19 protein-coding genes are annotated in these 18735 nt (G+C 70.1%); 8 read left to right on the forward strand and 11 right to left on the reverse strand.

Annotation, left to right across the window (positions count from 1 at the left end):
* Positions 1-28 precede the first annotated feature (28 nt).
* Complete coding sequence (locus ASD79_RS09240; RefSeq protein WP_056720831.1) at positions 29-1840, forward strand: response regulator; 1812 nt, start codon at positions 29-31, stop codon at positions 1838-1840.
* On the opposite strand, the gene ASD79_RS09245 is transcribed toward ASD79_RS09240, so the two are convergent.
* Positions 1827-2495, reverse strand: a complete 669-nt coding sequence (locus ASD79_RS09245; protein WP_056720833.1) for a hypothetical protein — start codon at positions 2493-2495, stop codon at positions 1827-1829. The two genes, ASD79_RS09240 and ASD79_RS09245, sit on opposite strands and share 14 nt — an antisense overlap.
* Positions 2496-2762: 267 nt before the next feature.
* On the opposite strand from ASD79_RS09245, the gene ASD79_RS09250 reads away from it, so the two are divergent.
* Complete coding sequence (locus tag ASD79_RS09250; RefSeq protein WP_056720835.1) at positions 2763-3494, forward strand: LuxR family transcriptional regulator; 732 nt, start codon at positions 2763-2765, stop codon at positions 3492-3494.
* Positions 3495-3528: 34 nt separating this feature from the next.
* Here ASD79_RS09250 and ASD79_RS09255 read toward each other — a convergent pair whose 3' ends face one another.
* On the reverse strand, positions 3529-4269 hold the full coding sequence (locus tag ASD79_RS09255; protein WP_056720837.1) for an enoyl-CoA hydratase/isomerase family protein: 741 nt from the start codon (positions 4267-4269) through the stop codon (positions 3529-3531).
* A 381-nt stretch (positions 4270-4650) separates the two neighbouring features.
* Between ASD79_RS09255 and ccrA the strand changes: the two genes are divergently transcribed.
* A complete protein-coding gene (ccrA, locus tag ASD79_RS09260; protein WP_056720839.1) occupies positions 4651-5925 on the forward strand; it encodes a crotonyl-CoA carboxylase/reductase in 1275 nt (424 codons plus the stop codon).
* A gap of 50 nt (positions 5926-5975) precedes the next feature.
* Here the strand turns inward: ccrA and ASD79_RS09265 are convergent, their stop codons facing one another.
* The 6 genes from ASD79_RS09265 to ASD79_RS09285 form a co-directional block, all read right to left on the reverse strand.
* Positions 5976-6842, reverse strand: coding sequence for an alpha/beta fold hydrolase (locus ASD79_RS09265; RefSeq protein ID WP_056720841.1), 867 nt, complete (start codon positions 6840-6842; stop codon positions 5976-5978).
* 3 nt (positions 6843-6845) lie between these two features.
* The gene (locus tag ASD79_RS24585) at positions 6846-7001 is read right to left on the reverse strand and encodes a hypothetical protein (protein WP_200952291.1); all 156 of its coding nucleotides are present in this window, start codon (positions 6999-7001) and stop codon (positions 6846-6848) included.
* 118 nt (positions 7002-7119) lie between these two features.
* Positions 7120-7950, reverse strand: a complete 831-nt coding sequence (locus tag ASD79_RS09270; protein WP_056720844.1) for a helix-turn-helix domain-containing protein — start codon at positions 7948-7950, stop codon at positions 7120-7122.
* 92 nt (positions 7951-8042) lie between these two features.
* The gene (locus ASD79_RS09275) at positions 8043-9248 is read right to left on the reverse strand and encodes an MFS transporter (RefSeq protein WP_056720846.1); all 1206 of its coding nucleotides are present in this window, start codon (positions 9246-9248) and stop codon (positions 8043-8045) included.
* A gap of 77 nt (positions 9249-9325) precedes the next feature.
* Complete coding sequence (locus tag ASD79_RS09280) at positions 9326-9847, reverse strand: GFA family protein (RefSeq protein WP_056720848.1); 522 nt, start codon at positions 9845-9847, stop codon at positions 9326-9328.
* 10 nt (positions 9848-9857) lie between these two features.
* Positions 9858-10823 carry an NAD-dependent epimerase/dehydratase family protein gene (locus ASD79_RS09285; RefSeq protein ID WP_056720850.1) on the reverse strand — a complete coding sequence of 322 codons (966 nt, stop codon included), beginning with the start codon at positions 10821-10823 and terminating at the stop codon, positions 9858-9860.
* A gap of 353 nt (positions 10824-11176) precedes the next feature.
* On the opposite strand from ASD79_RS09285, the gene ASD79_RS09290 reads away from it, so the two are divergent.
* From ASD79_RS09290 to ASD79_RS09305, 4 genes are all read left to right on the forward strand, one after another.
* Positions 11177-12649 carry a M20 family peptidase gene (locus ASD79_RS09290; protein WP_056720852.1) on the forward strand — a complete coding sequence of 491 codons (1473 nt, stop codon included), beginning with the start codon at positions 11177-11179 and terminating at the stop codon, positions 12647-12649.
* A gap of 199 nt (positions 12650-12848) precedes the next feature.
* Positions 12849-13964, forward strand: coding sequence for an aromatic ring-hydroxylating dioxygenase subunit alpha (locus ASD79_RS09295; protein WP_156400426.1), 1116 nt, complete (start codon positions 12849-12851; stop codon positions 13962-13964).
* A 75-nt stretch (positions 13965-14039) separates the two neighbouring features.
* Positions 14040-14546 carry a CPBP family glutamic-type intramembrane protease gene (locus ASD79_RS09300; protein ID WP_056720854.1) on the forward strand — a complete coding sequence of 169 codons (507 nt, stop codon included), beginning with the start codon at positions 14040-14042 and terminating at the stop codon, positions 14544-14546.
* 209 nt (positions 14547-14755) lie between these two features.
* Positions 14756-15262 (forward strand): DUF1993 family protein, encoded by a 507-nt coding sequence (locus ASD79_RS09305; RefSeq protein ID WP_056720856.1) that lies wholly within the window; start codon positions 14756-14758, stop codon positions 15260-15262.
* Positions 15263-15274: 12 nt separating this feature from the next.
* On the opposite strand, the gene ASD79_RS25425 is transcribed toward ASD79_RS09305, so the two are convergent.
* Positions 15275-16624 carry a DUF418 domain-containing protein gene (locus tag ASD79_RS25425; protein ID WP_056720857.1) on the reverse strand — a complete coding sequence of 450 codons (1350 nt, stop codon included), beginning with the start codon at positions 16622-16624 and terminating at the stop codon, positions 15275-15277.
* Between the two features lie 193 nt (positions 16625-16817).
* On the reverse strand, positions 16818-17390 hold the full coding sequence (locus ASD79_RS09315) for an SH3 domain-containing protein (protein ID WP_156400428.1): 573 nt from the start codon (positions 17388-17390) through the stop codon (positions 16818-16820).
* Positions 17391-17625: 235 nt separating this feature from the next.
* Here ASD79_RS09315 and ASD79_RS09320 point away from each other — a divergent pair, with 235 nt between their 5' ends.
* Complete coding sequence (locus ASD79_RS09320) at positions 17626-17895, forward strand: hypothetical protein (protein WP_056720860.1); 270 nt, start codon at positions 17626-17628, stop codon at positions 17893-17895.
* 178 nt (positions 17896-18073) lie between these two features.
* On the opposite strand, the gene ASD79_RS09325 is transcribed toward ASD79_RS09320, so the two are convergent.
* A complete protein-coding gene (locus tag ASD79_RS09325) occupies positions 18074-18700 on the reverse strand; it encodes a glutathione S-transferase family protein (RefSeq protein WP_056720862.1) in 627 nt (208 codons plus the stop codon).
* Positions 18701-18735 lie beyond the last annotated feature (35 nt).

Consider the following 18735-nt stretch of genomic DNA (forward strand, 5'->3'; position numbering starts at 1 on the left):
GGACGTAGTGGCGTAGGCGAGGATCGGCATGGACGGACAGATCCTGGACGTCACCCGGCTGGACGGGTTCGTTCGCTATACGCGTGGGCTGGTGCTCTCGCGCCTGGGCCTGGTCGCCTGTTTCGTCGGGCTGCTGGCGATCTATACGCCGTTGGGCATGATCCTGTTCGGCGGCGTCGAGTTGGTCCTCTACGCGTCTCTGCTGGGCGCCACCGAGCTGGCGGTCCGCCATCGCGACCCGGTCGTGGCCTTCCGCTGGCTGCGTCGAGCGTCGATCGTTCTGGTCTTTTTGCTGTCGATCAACGCCTGCTGGCTAGCCGTCCAGATCCGCGAGTTCGGCGCGCCGATCGTCAGGGTCGAGGCGGCGCTGCTGGTGATCTGCGTGCTGCTGTTCGCCGCCCTGCGCGTCCACACCAACCGCGTCAGCTACGTCACGGCCATCGGCCCGCCGGTGGTCACCCTGATCTGGTTCGCGCTCGACCGGCCGACGCGGCTGGCCGACAACCACTACGCCATCGCCATGGCGCTGTTCGTGGCCGCGGTGCTGAGCGCCACCTGGCGCCAGCAGAAGACCGACCTGGCCCTGGCCCGGGCCCTGCGCGACCTGGCCCGCAAGAACGTCGCCCTCACCCAGGCCATCGAGGAGGCCCAGGCGGCCAGCCGCGCCAAGTCCGAGCTGCTGGCCGTGGCCAGCCACGAGATCCGCACGCCGCTCAACGCCGTGATGGGCTTCGCCCACGCCCTGCGGCGCGAGACCCTGCTGACCCCCATCCAGGCCGAGCTGGCCCAGGGCGTGCTGGACGGCGGCGGCCAGCTGACCCGGCTGCTGGACACCGTGCTGGACCTGACCCGCCTGGAGGCCGGCAAGGCCCAGCTGCGTCCGGCCCCGGTCGACCTGCGCCAACTGGCGCGCACCGTCGTGCGGGTGTGGAGCGCCCATGCCGAGGCGGTCGGCGTGGTGCTGAGCTTCGAAGACGCCGATCCCGCCCTGTCCTTCGGCCTGCTGGCCGACGAGGCCAAGCTGGAGCAGACCCTGGTCAACCTGGTGTCCAACGCCCTGAAGGCCACGCCGTCGGGCGGCCAGGTCGTCGTGCGGCTGGCCGGCGTCGCCAGGGACCAGGCCCTGGCCGCGCTGATCGAAGTCCGTGACACCGGTTCCCGCGTCCCGCCCGACGATCGCGCCAGGATGTTCGAGGCCTTCGAGCAGACCGAGCGCGGACGCCGGCTGGGCGGCGGCGGCCTGGGCCTGGCGATCTGCGCCGCCAACCTGGCCCTGATGGGCGGCGAGATCGGCGTCGACGACGCCCCCACGGGCGACGCGGGCGGACAGGGAGCGGTGTTCTGGTTCGCTTTCGAGGGGCCGATCCTGGCGTCCCCCGCCGTCGCCCCCTTCCCCGCCGTGGCCGAGCCGCGCGTCGCCGGCCCGATCCGGGTGCTGGCCGCCGAGGACAACCCCGCCAACCGCCGGGTTCTGGCCGCCCTGCTGGCCGCCTCGCCGGTCGAGCTGGTGTTCGCCGAGGACGGGGCCCGGGCCCTGGACGCCTGGCGGGCCGAGGCCTTCGACCTGGTCCTGATGGACGTCAACATGCCGGTGCTGGACGGGCTGGCCGCCCTGGGCGAGATCCGCCGCGCCGAGCCCGCCGGGACCCGCATCCCGGTCTGGATGCTGACGGCCAACGTCTTCGACGACGACGTGGCCCGCTATCGCCGGGCCGGCGCCGACGGCGTGCTGCGCAAGCCGATCGACACCGTGGCGCTGTTCTCGCTGCTGGCGGCGGTGGCGGAGGCGCGGGCCGACGCGGAAGCCGGGGCGACCGTGGTCTCGCCTAGTCGTCAATGACCTGGATCGGGCAGTGCTCGCCGCGCTGGATTCTGGCGACCTGCGTCCACCAACCCTTGTCCAGCGCCGCCATCGCCGCTTCCCGTCCCTCCACGGCCAGCACTCGCCGCGCGACGATCTCGCCGTCCTGAGCCTGCAACATCACCTCCAGCGGCGCGCCCTCGGCGAAGGCCCGCGCCAGGGCTGGGCTTTCGAGCCGCACCTCCTTGTAGAAGCCGTCCGCCGCGAGGACGCCCTTGGCGAGGTCGGGCGCCTTGACCGTCCGAGCCTCATCTTGGTGATGGCCAGGCAGGAAGAAGGCCTCCTGCACCGTGGCCTCGCCCATCCGAGCCACGATCCATAGCGGCTGCCGAGGGGTGGGCGCGGCCCGAACCTGGGCCACGAGATAGGCCGCTCGCGCCACCGCCTCGCCCGGCCTGGGCGGGAAAAAGCCCATCCGCAGAGAGCGAACGCTCTCATCGCGCGGAAAACCATCCGGACGAGGCGTCCACGACAGGACCCCTTTCAAAAGGGTCGGCTCGACGGGCGCGGCGTAGGTTTTTCCCGCGCCGACCCGGCGTTCGTCGCCGCAATCATAGAGGCCGCGGGCCAGGACCGGGAACGGCGCCAAGGCGGTCAGGACGCCGAGCACGGCGAAGGCGTCACGCCACCCCATCGATAACCCCTCCGCGCTCCTTCGCCGATTTTCGAAGGACCGCCCGGTGGAGTGTGTGTCCGCGCGGCACGGCTTGCAAGGCTCGGTTGAGCGCCTCTTCGCCGGCTGGCGCGCGCGCTCACCCGATCCTAGAGCGTTTCCCGACCGGATTGCATCAGGCCAGGGCTCTAGGTTTTTGTTTTGGCGCATTGTCTTCACGCGAACCGGAAGCCACTTCGCTCGAAAATGCTCTAGTCTGCCGGTCGCGAATGGGGAGACATTACGCGCGTGCTGAACACCGCCGAACAGGAAGCCTGGGATTTTCTCAGCAAGGCGCCGCACTATGTCGAGCCCGAACAGGTCGAGGCGCACTTCGGGCGCGCCCTGGCGGCGTTCGGCTATGACCGCTTCTGCGCCACCCTGATCAACGCCGAGCAGCTGGGCCGCGAGCCGCCCACCCTCAGCCGCCGCGACTTCGACGAATGGGACGCCCGCTACTGGGGGGCCCGCCACGTGGTCCACGACCCGTGCATCAAGCTGCTGCAGAAGTCGGGCCGGCCGTTCGCCTGGAGTGACGCCAAGCCGCTGGGCGACAACCGCGCCCGGGCCATGTGGGGCGAGGCCGCCGAATTCGGCATGAACGACGGCTATGTGGTGCGAGTGTTCGGCCCGGCCGGCCACGAGGTGCTGATCCGCATGGCCACGGGGGCCCCCCAGACCGACCCCACGGCCCGGGCCGTGATCGAGAGCCTGGCCACGGTGTTCGGCACCATCATGCTCAAGCACTGGGAACTGCAGGACGACAATCCCGACTATGGGGTGATCTCCGAGCGCCAGGCCCAGTGCCTGTTCTGGGCCAGTCGCGGCAAGACCGACTGGGAGATCGGCGCGATCCTCACCCTGTCGCCCCGCACCGTCCACCACCACATCGAGGCCGCCAAGAAGCGGCTGGGCGTGGTCAAGCGCCAGGAAGCGGTGATGAAGGCGGGCGAACTGGGGCTGCTGGCGAAGATGGGGTGAAGGTTTTCCCCCTTCCCCCTTGATGGGGGAAGGATCAGCTTCTCCTGAACATCGCCGAGCGCTTGGCCATGAACGCCGCCACCGCCTCGCGATGGTCGGCGCTGGCCGTCAAGGCCGGCAGTTCTTCCTCGACATAGGAGCGCCCGTCCACCACTCGCTTGGTCGCCTCCACCGCCAGGGGCGCGCGCGAGGCGATCCATTCGGCCAGGCGGAAGGCTTCCGGCAGCAGATCGGCCGGCGGGTGGACGGCGGTGACGATCCCGTCAGCCAGGGCCCGCTCGGGTCCGAACTGGGCGCCGGTCAGCAGGTGGGCCTTGGCCCGCGCCACGCCGATCAGCCGCGGCAACCGGGTCACCGAGGCCATCAGCCCGATATTGACCCCCGAGGCCGCGAACATCGCCCGGTCGCTGGCCAGGCGGATGTCGCAGGCCAGGGCCAGCTCCAGCCCGCCGCCGAAGCACCAGCCGTCGACGGCGGCGACCACCGGCACGCGCAGGGCCTCGACCCAATCCATCAGCCGGTTGAAGCCCTCGACCGCCTCCAGGGCGTCGGCGGCGTCACGGCCATGGGCCTCGCGCAGGTCGTCGCCGGCGCAGAACACCCCGCCCCGGCCGGTCAGCACGACGGCGCGCGTGTCATCGTCGGTGGCGATCTCGTCGAGAATCCTGACCAGCTCGGCGCGGACCGCCAGGCCCAGGGCGTTGGCTGGCGGCGCGTCCAGCTCGACCAGCAGGATCGAGCCCGTGGGGCGGCTGACGTGGATAAGCGAACTCATGCCGCGACCCTGGCGGATGGGGACGGATTTGAACAGACCTCCGCTTCTTCTCGCCCGCCCCCTCTGTCATCCCGGACAAGCGCGTAGCGCGCCGATCCGGGACCGACGCGTGAACTCAGCGCTTCCGGCGGTCCCGGATCTTCGCTTCGCTACGTCCGGGCAAATTCGTTTCAAATGCAACCATGCTGCGTCGCACAAGATTTCCACTTGCCAGATTTAAACAGTTGTCACAGCTTAGGCGGCCTTCGCGATGGAAAACCTCCAGCGCGAAGCGAAAAATGATGGATCGACGCTGCGAATTGCCCGCGCGGAACGACCCACGGAGCGCAGAGAGCCGTTCGAGCGTTGTGTTGCAGCGCCGAAGAAGACCGGGGAGTGAGTATGACCGCCGCCACGCTGGACAAGACCGCCGTCAAGGACCTGTACGAGATCGGCGAGATCCCGCCGGCCTTCCACGTGCCCAAGACCATGTACGCCTGGAGCATCCGCAAGGAGCGCCACGGCAAGCCGACCCAGGCCATGCAGGTCGAGGTCGTGCCCACCTGGGAGATCGGCGAGGACGAGGTGCTGGTCCTGGTGATGGCCGCCGGGGTCAACTACAACGGCGTCTGGGCCGCCCTGGGCGAACCGGTCAGCGTGCTCGACGTCCACAAGCAGGCCTACCATGTGGCCGGGTCCGACGCGTCCGGCGTCGTCTGGAAGGTCGGCGCCAAGGTCAAGCGCTGGAAGCTCGGCGACGAGGTGGTGATCCACTGCAACCAGGATGACGGCGACGACGAGGAGTGCAACGGCGGCGACCCGATGTTCTCGTCCAGCCAGCGCATCTGGGGCTACGAGACCCCGGACGGCAGCTTCGCCCAGTTCTGCCGGGTGCAGTCGCGCCAGTTGATGCCGCGCCCCAAGCACCTGACCTGGGAAGAGAGCGCCTGCTACACCCTGACCCTGGCCACCGCCTACCGCATGCTGTTCGGCCACAAGCCGCATGAGCTGAAGCCCGGCCAGAACGTGCTGGTCTGGGGCGCCTCGGGCGGCCTGGGCGTGTTCGCCGTGCAGCTGGCCGCCGTGGCCGGGGCCAACGCCATCGGCGTGGTGTCGTCCGAGGACAAGCGCGAGTTCGTGCTGCAGATGGGCGCCAAGGCGGTGCTGAACCGCAACGAGTTCAACTGCTGGGGCCAGCTGCCCACCGTCAACGGCCCCGAGTTCAACGACTACATGAAGGAGAGCCGCAAGTTCGGGAAGGCGCTCTGGCAGATCACGGGAAACAAGGACGTCGACCTGGTGTTCGAACATCCGGGCGAGTCGACCTTCCCGGTCTCGGTGTTCGTCGTCAAACGCGGCGGCATGGTCGCCATCTGCGCTGGCACCAGCGGCTTCAACCTGACCATGGACGCCCGCTTCCTGTGGATGCGCCAGAAGCGCGTGCAGGGGTCGCACTTCGCCAACCTGATGCAGGCCAGCGCCGCCAACCAGCTGGTCATCGACCGCCGCGTCGACCCCTGCCTGTCGGAGGTCTTCCCCTGGGACGACATCCCCGCCGCCCACGAGAAGATGCTGGCCAACCAGCACCTGCCGGGGAACATGGCGGTGCTGGTCTGCGCCCAGCGGCCGGGCCTGCGGACGTTCGAGGAAGTGGTCGAGGTCAGCGAGGGGCTCTAGATGTTGACGGCCGCCGCGCATCGACGCGGCGGCCGCCCGCCTGAAATGCCCTAGGCGACGGCGCTCCAATGGGCGCGGAGCTCCTGGTTGAACGCCGCCCATCGCTCCTCGGGAAAGAAGATCCGCGCGCCGTCAAACTCCACGCGGCGGCGGACGCCGGGAATGGTGTCGGCCAGCCAGACCGACCATTTCACGTCGAAATACACATCGTCGGTTCCCCAGACGATCAGGGTCGGGGCCCGCAACGTCTTCAGCCGATCCTCGACGGCCAGGGTGTGCCGGTTGTCGAAGGCCGCCAGGAAGCGCTGGAAGTCGCGCGTGCGCCGCTCGGTGGCGACCAGCGGCCGAAGATAGGTTTCGATGCTGTCGTCGGTCAGCCGCTCGGGATGCTCATAGGCCGGCCCCAGGGCCTGGGGCGAGCGATAGACCGCCTTGTCGGCCAGCATCGCCGCCAGCGTGTCGCCCAGGCCGCCGGCCGCCGCCATGGCCAGGAACGGCTTGAAAGCCTCGGGCGGCCAGTTGTCGTGCGCGTCGCAGTCGGTGAGCGTCAGGCTGCGCACGCGTTGCGGATGGAGCGCCGCGAAGATCTGGGCGATGCCGCCGCCGCTGTCATTGCCGACGAGATCGACCTGGTCGATGTCCAGGGCGTCGAGGAATTGCGCGATCATTTCGGCGTTGGCCGTCATGGACACGTCCTGGTCGCCGGCGATCTCGGTGCCGCCATGGGCCAGCAGGTCCAGGGCGACGCACCGGCGGATGTCGGACAGGTGCTCCAGCTGATGACGCCACAGATGCCCGTTCAGCAGCACGCCGTGCACGAACAGGGCGACCGGACCCGCGCCCTGCTCGACATAGCTGATGAGGCCCGACGCCGTCTGGACGCTACGCCGGACCGGCGATGAAGATTGCTCCGTCATGGCTCAGCCTCCCGTCTGGGCCACGGCCGAGGCGTGGGCTTCGCCCAGCCTCCGCGCGCAGTCGTCGCAGCAGACCTCCACGATGTCGCCGCCGATCGTCACCTTGATCGCATCGACGTCCAGCTCGCAGTCGCAAGCCGCGCAGGTTTTCCTGATCACAGTACTGTCTCCAACAGCGCCAAGGACCGGCGCGAGGCGACAGGACCATTTCGGGAGAACCGGCCGCTATCAGGATCTTTAGCGACCTGCCGCGCGAGACCCGCCGCCGGCCCACCGCTCAGCGACGGGAGGCCGACCGCCGGAATTCCGAGGGCGAGCGCCCGTAGGTTTCGCGGAACGCGGCGCTGAAATGACTGTGGCTGGAGAAGCCGAGATCCAGGCCCAGCGCCGTCAGGTCGTCATATTGGGGCAAGAGGTCGAGCGCCCGGGCCAGCCGCAACCGCAGCTGATAGCGATAGAGCGGCAGGCCCTCGACCTGCTGGAAGACCTGGGTGAGATAGACCGGCGATCCGCCCACCTCGGCGGCGATATCGGCCAGGGTCCAACGGCGCGCCAGGTCGCCCGACAGCACCAGCTTGACCCGGTCGGCCAGCCGCTGGCGTCCGGCGCTGGCCCCCGCCGCGTGGGTGGTGCGCGGTCCGAGCGCGCGCCGCACCAGCGTCAGAGCCAGGCTCTCGGCTTCCAGCGGTTCGGCGACGCCCTGGCGCAGGCCGTGCCGGAGCAGGGCCACCAGGGCCTGGGCCCGCGGATCAATCCGCAGGCGCTGTTCGCGAAAGGCCAGGGCTCGACCGTCGCGCAGCAGGGCCTTCGGGGCCAGTTCCCGCAGCAAGGGCTCGCTGATGGCCAACGACAGGCAGGCGTCGCCGCCCGACACCGGGTGGCTGATCCGGTAGCCCTCGCCGGCGTTGAAGAACAGCGCCTGGTTCGCCTCGGCGATGGCCTGGTCGCGCCCCAGGTGTCGCGCATAGACGCCGCGATAGGGGAAGACCAGTTCCGTGGCGTCGGCGCACTCCTCGGCGCTCTGATGCCGACAACTGCCCCGGCAACAGACGTCCCGGACCGTGACGGTCGGCGTCTTCAGCAGGGTCTGGACGGCGACTTCAGGCACGGATCTGTTTCGTCCTCGATATCAGGTCGGCGCGAGCCGGAGACCTATCCTACCATGGCGATGGCCGCGATGGCGGAGCGCGCGCCGAAATCCTAGGTCGACGCCGCGCTCGGCCGCGCCACCAACGTCAGCAACCCCGCCGCCACGCCCGCCGCGACCACCACCGGGACCAGCGCTCCGACCACCGCCGCGCCGCCCGCCCCGCCGCCGATCAGGCTGGCCGCCGCCAGCGGTCCCAGGATCGAGCCGACGCGGCTGGCGGCGATGGCCGCGCCGACCCCCGTGCCGCGCACGGCGGCCGGGTAGTACAGCGGGCCCAGGCCGTAGAGGGTGAACTGTCCGCCCATCAGCAGGAAGCCGCCGGCGAAGGCCAGGGCGGCGATCGCCCCGCCGTCGGCCGCCACCGCCAGGGCCACCAGCACCGCCGCCAGCCCGGCGAACCCGGCCAGCAGCGGCCAGCGCGCGCCCAGCCGGTCGACCACCAGCCCGAAGGCCAGGCCGCCGGCCGCCCCGCCCAGGTTGAACAGCGCCGCCACGCCCGACGCCGACGACGGCGGCAGGCCGCGCGCCACCAGCAGGGTCGGCAGCCAGTTGAGCAGCAGGTGCAGGGTCAGGGCCACCAGGGCGTAGCTGACCCACAGGCAGAGCGTCGCGGGCCAGCGTCCCGGTCCGAACAGGGCGCGGGCCGCGTCGCCGGCCTTGGCCTGGCCGCGGTCCGGCCGTCCGACCGGCAGCACCAGGCGCAGCAGCGGCGCGACGACCAGCGGCGCCAGGCCGCCGACCAGGAAGATCGTCCGCCAATCGGCCAGGGCCATGGGCGTGCGCGCCACCAGTCCGGCCAGGGCCCCGCCCAGCGGCATGCCGCAGGCGATCAGCGCCACCATGGTCGCCTTGCGGGCCGGGCTGGCGCGCTCGGAGGCCAGGGCGATCAGCATCGGCATGGCGCCGCCCAGGCCCAGGCCGGTCAGGACCCTTACGATCAGCAGCGAGGTGATGTCGCCGGTCACGGCCGTGGCCAGGGAGAACAGGCCGAACGCCGCCACCGACGCGACCAGCACCGGCCGTCGCCCAATGCGGTCGGCGATCGCCCCGCCCAGGCTGGCCCCGACCATCAGCCCGATCAGGCTGGCGCTGAACGCCCATCCCGCCTGGCCCGGCGTCAAGCCCAGGGCCGGCAGCATGCGCGGCGCCGCCACCCCCATCGACTGGATGTCGAAGCCCTCGATCATCGCCGCCAGCAGGCAGACGACCCAGGCCGGCCAGGTGGGCAGACGCGTCGCGACGCTCGTTTCGGTCATGGCCCGCCCCCGGTGGTTCGCCTGGCTTGCGACTATAGTTCAAGCCCCATGAAAACCGCGAGGCGGCGCATCGTCGGTCAGAACATGCCGTCGGTTTCGCGGCGAACCTTACGCTTGGGCCGCTCCCACATCACGCCCGGATACCCCTTCAAGGGCGCCAGGGCCTCGCCCGCATAGCGCCAATCCGGGGCCTCGTGCAGCGACAGGTGATAGCGCGGTTCCCGGCCGGTGCGCTCGGTGAACAGCGCCCGGGGGATGTTGACCATGGTCGGCGAGCGGGCCCGTTCGTAGAACAGCGGCGTCCCGCATTTCGCGCAGAAGCCGCGCGCCGTCCCCGCCTCGGCGTCCTCGAACCGGGTGATGGCCTCGGCGCCCCGCAGGATCCGGAACCGACTGCGATAGCTGCCGACATAGGTCGCGTAGGCGCAGCCCTGGGCCCGGCGGCTGGCCTCGGAATGGTCGTGCCAGGCCCAGCGGGCCGGAACGTCGATCTCCAGCGCCACCGCGCCGCAGACGCACTGGCCCGTCGCCTGGACGGCGGAGGCCTTGCGTGGCTTGGCGTCGAGACCGGTCTTGGGACGGTTTGCAGCCTTGCGCATGTCGACCTCTCTACCGCCCCATCTCGTCGGCCACCGTCCGTTCCAGGACGTCCTCCAGCGGCGTCGGCTCGGAATAGCCCAGCCGCCGCCGGATCTTGGCGTTGTCGACGAACAGCGGGTAGCTCAGGTCCAGCCCGGCCACCGCCGCCGCCAGCGCCCCGCGCGCCACGTCGGGGTGGGCCAGATGGACCTGGCCAGGCCAGCCCAGGTGCTCGGCGAAGGTCGCGGCCCAGGCCAGGTTGGTCGGGGTGTTGGCCCGGCCGAGGTTGAAGGTTTCGCCGCCCGCGCGGGGATGGACGGCCGCCAGGGCGATCCCCGCCGCCACGTCGTCGACATAGCCGACGGTCGCCCGCCAGGACGCCCAGGGGTGGGGGATCACGAAGCGCGGCCGGCCCTGGACCATCGGCCGGATCGCCCAGGAGAACCGCCGCTGGCGGTCGCCCGGTCCGAACACCATCGGCAGGCGCAGGATGGTCGCCTCCAGCCCACGGGCGGCGCGAGCCGCCTCTTCAAGGGGGATCTTGTCGTAGTCGTCCATCCAGGCCTGCGGGTCGCTGGGCGAGCGCGGCTTGGCCAGGCGGTAGGGGAAGCGCGTTTCGCGCAACGCCGCGTCCTCGGTCAGCCGGTCCCAGACCGGCGTCGGCCGGCCCTTGCGGTGCAGGCCCTCGTAGTTGGCGTAGACGTCGACCGAGCTGGCCATCACATAGCGCGCGATGCGGCCCGACAGGGCGTCCAGCAGCGGCAAGGTGTCGGCCCGGGTATAGGCCAGCAGGTCGATGACCGTGGTCGCCGAGACGTCGCGCACCGCCGCCAGCACCGCGCCCGGGTCGCGCCGATCGAGCACGCACGAGGTCGCGCCGGCCGCGACCTCGCCGATCCCGCGATGGCCGACCGCCGTCTCGACGCCGTCGGCGACCAGCCGCCGGACCAGCGGGGCGCCGATGAAACCTGTTCCGCCCAGGACCAGGACGCTCATGCCGTTCTCAAAACTCCGTCCAATCACGAGCCTCAGCCTATGCGGGAGGCGCGGCCGCAAAGCAAACGAGCGATGTATGGCGCCCCACCCTCATTCTCCAATCGTCATCCCGGGCCTTGTGCCCGGGATCCCGCTATCCGCCGCAAGTGCGGACGTGTGGCGCGCCAGCGCGCCATTTCACGTCACCGTCAGCTGAACCAGGGTCCCGGGCACAAGGCCCGGGATGACGGCTGAAAAGATGGCGTGCATCACTGGACGCCTCGGCCCGCCGCCACGCCGCGAACTTGCCGGTTGGCACGTTCTCCAACTCGTCGCACAGTCGCGCCCAAACAAACGTTCGGGGGAGTGAGATCATGGGCTGGAAGAGCAAGACCGCGCTGACGGCGGTGGGCCTGGTGCTGGCCGTGGCCGGCGTGGTCGCGGTGCGCACCGCGACCTTCAAGGCTCCGGCGGCGGTCGACACCTCGAGCATCCGCCTGGCCTCCGCCCGCCCGGTCGACGTCAACCTGGCCGCCCGGCACCTGGGCGAGGCCGTGCGCTTCCAGACCATCAGCCACCAGGACAAGGCGCAGGACCAGCCGGCCGAGTGGGACAAGCTGCACGCCTGGCTGCAGGCGACCTATCCCGACGCTCACCGGGTGATGAGCCGCGAGGTCGTGGCCGGCCACGCCCTGGTCTACACCTGGAAGGGCAGCGACCCGTCCCTGGCTCCGATCGTGCTGATGGCCCACCAGGACGTGGTGCCGGTGACGCCGGGCAGCGAAGGCTCGTGGACCCATCCGCCGTTCGACGGGGTGATCGCCGACGGCGCGGTCTGGGGTCGCGGCTCGATCGACGACAAGGGCAGCCTGGTCACCCTGTTCGAGGCCCTCGACGGCCTGGCCAAGGTCGGCTTTTCGCCCCGGCGCACGGTGATCCTGGTCAGCGGCCACGACGAGGAGGTGCGCGGCGGCGGGGCCCGGGCGGCGGCGGCGCTGCTGAAGTCGCGCGGCGTCAAGGCCCAGTTCGTGCTCGACGAGGGCATGGTGGTGGTCGAGGACCACCCGGTGACCAAGAGCAAGGTCGCCCTGATCGCCACGGCCGAGAAGGGCTACGCCACCCTGACCGTCACGGCCCCGGCCGTCGGCGGCCACTCGTCGGCCCCGCCGCCCCAGACCGGGGTCGCCACCCTGGCCAAGGCCGTGCTGGCCATCGCCGACAAGCCGTTCCCAATGAAGTTCGACGGCCCCGGCGCCGACATGCTCAAGACCCTGGCCCCCAGCGCCTCGCCGGCCATCAAGATGGCGGCGGCCAACACCTGGCTGTTCTCGCCTCTCCTGGTGAAAGAGACGTCCCGCACACCCGCGGGCGCGGCCATGCTGCACACCACCATCGCCCCGACCATGCTGAAGGGCTCGCCCAAGGAGAACGTCCTGCCGCAGGACGCCACCGCCTGGATCAACTACCGCATCGCGCCGGGCGACAGCTCGGCCGACGTGATGGCCCGGGCCAAGGGCGCGGTCGGCGACCTGCCGGTCAAGCTGGCCTGGGTGAAGGCCCCCGACGAGCCCAGCAAGATCTCCTCGACCACCTCGGAAGGCTGGAAGACACTGGCCGCCCTGGCCGGCGACGAGAGCCGCGCTCCGGTCGCCCCGGCCCTGATGACCGCCGCCAGCGACAGCCGCTACATGGGCCCGATCGCCGACGACATCTACCGCTTCCAGCCGCTGGTCCTGACGGTGGACGCCACCAAGATGATCCACGGCACCGACGAGCACGTCTCGATCGCCAATGTCGAGCGGATGGTGCGGTTCTATCAGCGACTGGTGGAGACCGCGGCGCGGTAGGCCGTTTGAGACCCTCTCCCTCTGGGAGAGGGTTTCCCTTACCGCCACAAACTCTTCACAGGCCGAGACGATCGGTCGCTCTGGACGCCAGCCCCGGGATCAGGCCTAGTACGCCTGGGGGCTAGCTTACCGTGAAATCCTGTCCGGGGACCGCCTAAGGCGGGACGGGTTTCGCGCCTGCAAGCTGCACAACAGAACGATGGACATGGCTGACGACGCGCAACTACTGGCCATGACGCCGGCCTCCAGAGCGGTGAAGTTCGGCGAAGGCTTCGTGCTGGACGCCTGGTACATGGCCTGCCTGTCGCCCGACCTGAAGCCCGGCAAGATGGAAAGCCGTGAGTTCCTGGGCGAGCCGGTGCTGATCGGCCGCACCAAGGCCGGCGCGGTCTATGCCCTGCGCGACGTCTGCCCGCACCGCGCCGCCAACCTGTCGGCCGGCAAGGTTCGCGCCGAGGCCGACGGTCGCGAGACGGTGGAATGCCCCTATCACGGCTGGCGGTTCCACACCGACGGCGCCTGCGCCAAGATCCCGTCCCTGACCGCCGACAACCCGCTCGACATCAGCAAGGTGCGGGTGCGGAAATATCCCCTCGTCGAGAGCCAGGGCCTGGTGTGGATCTGGATGTCGGGCGACCCGCGCTTCGACGGCCAGCCCCCCGCCCCGCCGCCGGTGATCCCGGGCGTGGTCGGCGGCAAGCCCAAGCTGGTCGACCGCCTGGACTACGACATCCATATCGACCACGCGGTGCTGGGCCTGATCGACCCGGCCCACGGGCCCTTCGTGCACCAGCAGTGGTGGTGGCGCACCAGCGCCAGCCAGCACGAGAAATGCAAGGCCTTCGCACCGTCGGAAGCCGGCTTCACCATGACGCGGCACGAGCCGTCGAAGAACTCCAAGGCCTACGCCATCCTCGGCGGCGAGCCGCTGACCGAGATCACCTTCCGCCTGCCGGGCCTGCGCTGGGAGCATGTGAAGGTCGGCGACAAGCAGGTGCTGGCCCTATCAGCCATGACCCCCATCAACGCCGGCAAGACCCGGATGAACCAGATCATCTGGTCCGACCATCCGGCCTTCACCATGCTGTATCCGGTGATCCGCGTGGCGGCCCGGACCTTCCTGCGCCAGGACGGCAAGATCGTCGCCGCCCAGACCCGCGGCCTGCAGGACAACCCGGCCCTGATGTGGGTGGGCGACGCCGACCAGCAGGGCCGCTGGTACCACCAGCTGAAGCGCGAATGGAACGCCGCCCACCGCGAACGCCGCCCCTTCGCCAACCCGATCGAGGCGACGACGCTGCGGTGGCGGACGTAGGGGTTCGGACGCTGACGGGGACACACACTCACGGCGAGGCCTGTGGGTCCCTAGCCAAGACAGAGGGGTGAGTGTGTGTCCCCAATCGTGTCCCCGATCTTCAACCGCCTCGCTCGTTCCCTGACCACCCTACCCACCACCCGTGGCTGGGCGCTGTGCGGACTGATCGCCCTGGCGACCGCCGCGCTGATGGTGGCCATCGGCTTCACCACCGGGCTCTACGCCCTGACGCCGACCGTCCCCGGCCTGCCGCTACGGCTGCTGACCGTGCTGTTCGTACCGGCCCTGGGCGAGGAAATCCCGTTTCGCGGCCTGCTGGTCCCCGGGCCGGAAGCCCGGCGACCGTGGGGCGCGATCGCTCTCTCGACCGTGCTCTATGTCGCCTGGCATCCGCTGGAGGCCCTGACCTTCATGCCGCGCGCCACGATGTTCCTGCGACCGGACTTTCTGGCCTGCACCGCGATCCTCGGCCTGGGCTGCGCCCTGATGCGCTGGCGGACCGGGTCGCTGTGGCCGGCGGTGATCCTGCACGGCGGCTTCGTGGTGGTGTGGCAGACGTGGCTGGGCGGGGTGATCCTCTGAACGGGGCCACCAAGCAAACAGAGGTGTCGCCTATGGATCTCCAGCGAAAATAGCCTGTCATCCCGGACGAGCGCGCAGCGCGAAGATCCGGGACCGACGCGTGAACTCGGCGCTTCCGGCGGTCCCGGATCTTCGCTTCGCTACGTCCGGGATGACAAGTTTTTGCAACAGGGAAGACGCCGCGCCGTCGTCCGGCTAAGCTCCCCGCCATGTCCACTTCCCTCTACGACCTCACCGTGCCGGTGCTGATCCGCGCCCTGCGCAACCTCTCGGCCATCCTGGAAAAGGGCGCCGCCCACGCCAAGGCGCAGGGCATCGACCCCAACGACCTGATCGAGGCCCGGTTGGCCCCCGACATGCTGGCCCTGCCCGGCCAGATCCAGCGGGCCAGCGACAGCGCCAAGGGCTGCGTCGTCCGCCTGGGCGGCATCCCCAACCTGGCCATGGCCGACGACGAGACCACCTTCGAACAACTGCAGGCTCGCATCGCCGCCACCATCGCCTTCCTCGAGGCCGCGCCCCGCGAGGCGATCGACGGCCAGGAAGAGCGCGAGGTGGTGCTGCAGACCCCTGGCGGGAACTTCCCGTTCAACGGCCGGGCCTTCGCCCTGGGCTTCGTGCTGCCCAACGTCTTCTTCCACGTCACCACCGCCTACGCGATCCTGCGCCACAAGGGCGTGCCGCTGGGCAAGTTCGACTATCTCGGAGGGGTCTGAGAGCTAGCCGCCCTACTCCGCCGCGGCCGGCACGGGCTTGGAGCTGGCGGCGACCCGGCTCAGCGGTCGCCAGGCGCCGTAGGTCACGGCGCGCAACAGCCACTCGGCCGGACCCATCTCATAGCGGCGCAGCCAAAGCACGCTGAACACGCTCTGGACGCTCCAGATCAGCACGGCCACGCCCATCAGCTGGGCGAAGCCGAGCTTGCCGAACAGGCCCAGGCCGTAGAACAGGATCGAGGTCATCACCGACTGGCCGATATAGTTGGTCAGGGCCAGACGGCCGACCGCGCCCAGCACCCCGGCCAGGGGGCCGATCAGGCCGTGGCGGAACACCAGGGTCACCAGGCCGACCCAACCCAGGGTCAGCGGCAGCCGACCCAGTTCGTAGACATAGCCGCGCCACGCCATGACGGCCGGGTCGGGCATGTAGCCGGCGCGCCAACTGGCCGCCGCCAGCGTCCCGCGCACCGCCAGCCCGAGGGCGAAACCGCCGACCGCCAGCGTCAGGTAGAAACGGCTCGACCACCGGCCGGTCAGCACCCCGGCCCGGAACAGCGCCATGCCGATCAGCATGAAGCCCAGGGTCTCGAACACGAAGGTCGCCCGGGTCCCCCAGTTGTAGCCCAGCCAGGTCTTGGCGCTCCAGGCCAGCAGGGACGGATAGTGGGTGCGGACCTCGTAGGCCTCGCGCCGGTCCCGCGCCGTCGGCTGGGCCCTGCGCAGCATCTCGGCCCGCGCCGCGATCGCCTTGCCTTCCGCCTCGCTCGGCCGACGCCCTGCCGCCTGGGCCGCGACCGCCGCCTCCGCCGTGCGCAGGCTGGCGGCGCGCTCGGCGCCCTGTCCGCCCATCAGCACGGCCAGGAACACCAGCGCCGCCGCCGCCGCGACCACCAGCACCCGGGTGTCGACCCGCCGGAAGAACAGCAGCGCCAAGCCGCAGATCCCGTAGTTGAACAGAATCTCGCCGGGCCACAGGAACAGGGCGAAATTGGCCACGCCCAGCAGAACCAGGGCGAAGCAGCGGGTCAGGTAGGCCTGAACCGCCGCCGCTTCCTGGACGGGGCCCGGCCGGCTCAGCATGACGATCATCCCCGCCCCGAACAGCAGGGTGAACAGCCCGCGCATCGCGCCGGAGAACACCGTGTCCTGCAGCGTGTAGACGATCCAGTCGAGGCTGGGCGTGGCCGGCACGGGCGGCAGCGGGTGATCGTACAGCATCCCCATGATCGGGATGTTCATCAGCAGGATGCCCAGCACCGCCACGCCGCGCAGCACGTCCAGCACCGCGATGCGGTCCCGCTTGGCGATCGGCGCGAGTGTCACGGTGTCCATGCCGGCCTCCCAGTTGGAAACCGTCATGCAACCTTGGGGTTTCGCCCGCAAGCTTGAATTGCGCGTCGGCGAACGCAACAAGCCCGCCCGCCGTGGGGGCGGACGGGCTTGCCGGTATGCGGCGGACCGCTATGGGGGCGGTCCGCCGAACGCTGGGGAGCATTTTCAAGCGAAGTGGATGCCGGTTCGCGTGAAGAAAATGCGCAAAGACAAGGAGGCCTTAGGCCCGGTAGACGTAGGCGCTGCTGACGTAGCCGACGCCGACGCCGTCGTGGCCGACCAGGATCCACTTGCCGTCGCCGGTGCGGCCCAGGGCCTGGAAGGTCTCGCCCGCCTGGACCGAGCCGACCCGCTCGCCGCGGGTCGAGGCCGAGGCGCGCAGGTTCAGGGTCGAGCGGGCGACATACTTGCCCTTGATCTCGGTCATCGGGGCGGCTTCGACCGAATTGGCCAGGCGGATGCCGTTGCTGGTGTAGGCGCCGCCGGCGTTCTCGGCCGCGCGCTTCTTCTGCATCGAGCAGCCGACATAGGAGCCGGCGCCGGCCCCGGCGACGGCGCCGACGGCGGTGCCCGTGCCGCGGTTGTGCTTGGCCAGCTTGTTGCCGATGACGCCGCCCAGGACGCCGCCGATCACCGCGCCGACTTCCTGCTTGCCGCCGGCCGCGTCGCAGCCGACCACGCCGCCCAGGCGCTGCTCAACGGCGTTGGCGGCCGGGGCGACGGCCATGGTCAGGGCGGTGGCGCTCATGGCCAGGCCCAGGGCGATCTTCTTGGTGATGGTCGTGGTGGTCATGTCTTTGTCCCTTTGAAATGGTCCGGAGCCGTCGGCCCCGTGAGACGCACCATGCCAAGGCGAAGCTGAACGGCGCCGAGCGGCGGGCTGACAGATTTCGTTCATGTTGGATTTTTTTGAGGCGGCCCCTCGCCTGCACACGGAATGTCGCGTTCAGAGACCATGCATCCACAGGCTTGTCGGCATCGGACGCGTATCCGGTGCAGCTAAACGCGGCTTGAGCCGTTCTTGAACAATGGCCAAACCTCCCAAACCCCCACGCACCGGCGCCGGCGCCCTGACCGTCGCCCGCGAAAGCTGTCCCGTCGAATTCGCCGTCCACCTGGTCAATGAGCTGAACGGCCGTCGCGGCGGCAAGGGCGCCGTGACCGGCGACCCCGAAACCATGCGCCTGGCCTTCAAGGCCGGCCGCACCAGGCTGACGCTCGACGACGGCGTCGCCCTGGATGTGATGGTGGTGGCCTACACCGAAGGCAGCGAAACGGCGTACTTCCAGGTGGCCTAAGAGACCCTCTCCCGGAGGGGAGAGGGAGGGGCCCGCCGCGTAGCGGTGGGAGGGTGAGGGGTGACGCCCTCACCGTTTTCCATGAGCGCCCTGCCGGCACGCCGTCAGACGTCCAAACCCCTCACCCTCCCAAGCTCCGCTTGGGCCCCTCCCTCTCCCTTTGGGAGAGGGTTTCCGATCATTCCCCCAGCTTGTACGGCCCGCTCTTCGCCAGCGCGGTCTTCCAGGCCGGGCGCGCGTGCATGCGCTCGATCCAGTCGGCCAGGTTGGGATAGTCGCCCAGCTTGCCGTGGGCCTTGGCGACCTCGGCGACGAAGCTCATCTGGATGTCGGCGCCGGTCAGGCTGTCGCCAACGAAGAACTGGCGACCGACCAGCGCGCCCTCGACATAGGACAGGTGGTTGGCGATCTCGCCCTCGATGCGCGGGGCCAGCGGCGCGCCGGCCTCGCCCAGGCGGCCGACATACATCCGCAGCAGCATCGGCAGCATGGCCGAGCCCTCGGCATAGTGCAGCCATTGCTGGTAGGCGTCGTAGTCCGCCGAGGCCGGATCGGGCGCCAGCCTGCCCTCGGCATGGCGGCGGATGACGTAGTCGGTGATCGCCCCGCTCTCGATGATCGTGGCGTCGCCGTCGGTCAGCACCGGCGACTTGCCCAGCGGATGGACGGCGATCAGCTCGGGCGGGGCCAGGCGGGTCTTGGCGTCGCGCTCGTAGAACTTGATCTCGTAGGGCAGACCCAGCTCCTCGAGCAGCCAGAGAATCCGCTGCGAGCGCGACTCGTTGAGGTGATGGACGACCAGCATGTTTCTTCCCCTATTGGGCCACTTATGTTGCACTG

The sequence above is a fragment of the Caulobacter sp. Root655 genome (assembly GCF_001427665.1).
GTDB lineage: Bacteria > Pseudomonadota > Alphaproteobacteria > Caulobacterales > Caulobacteraceae > Caulobacter.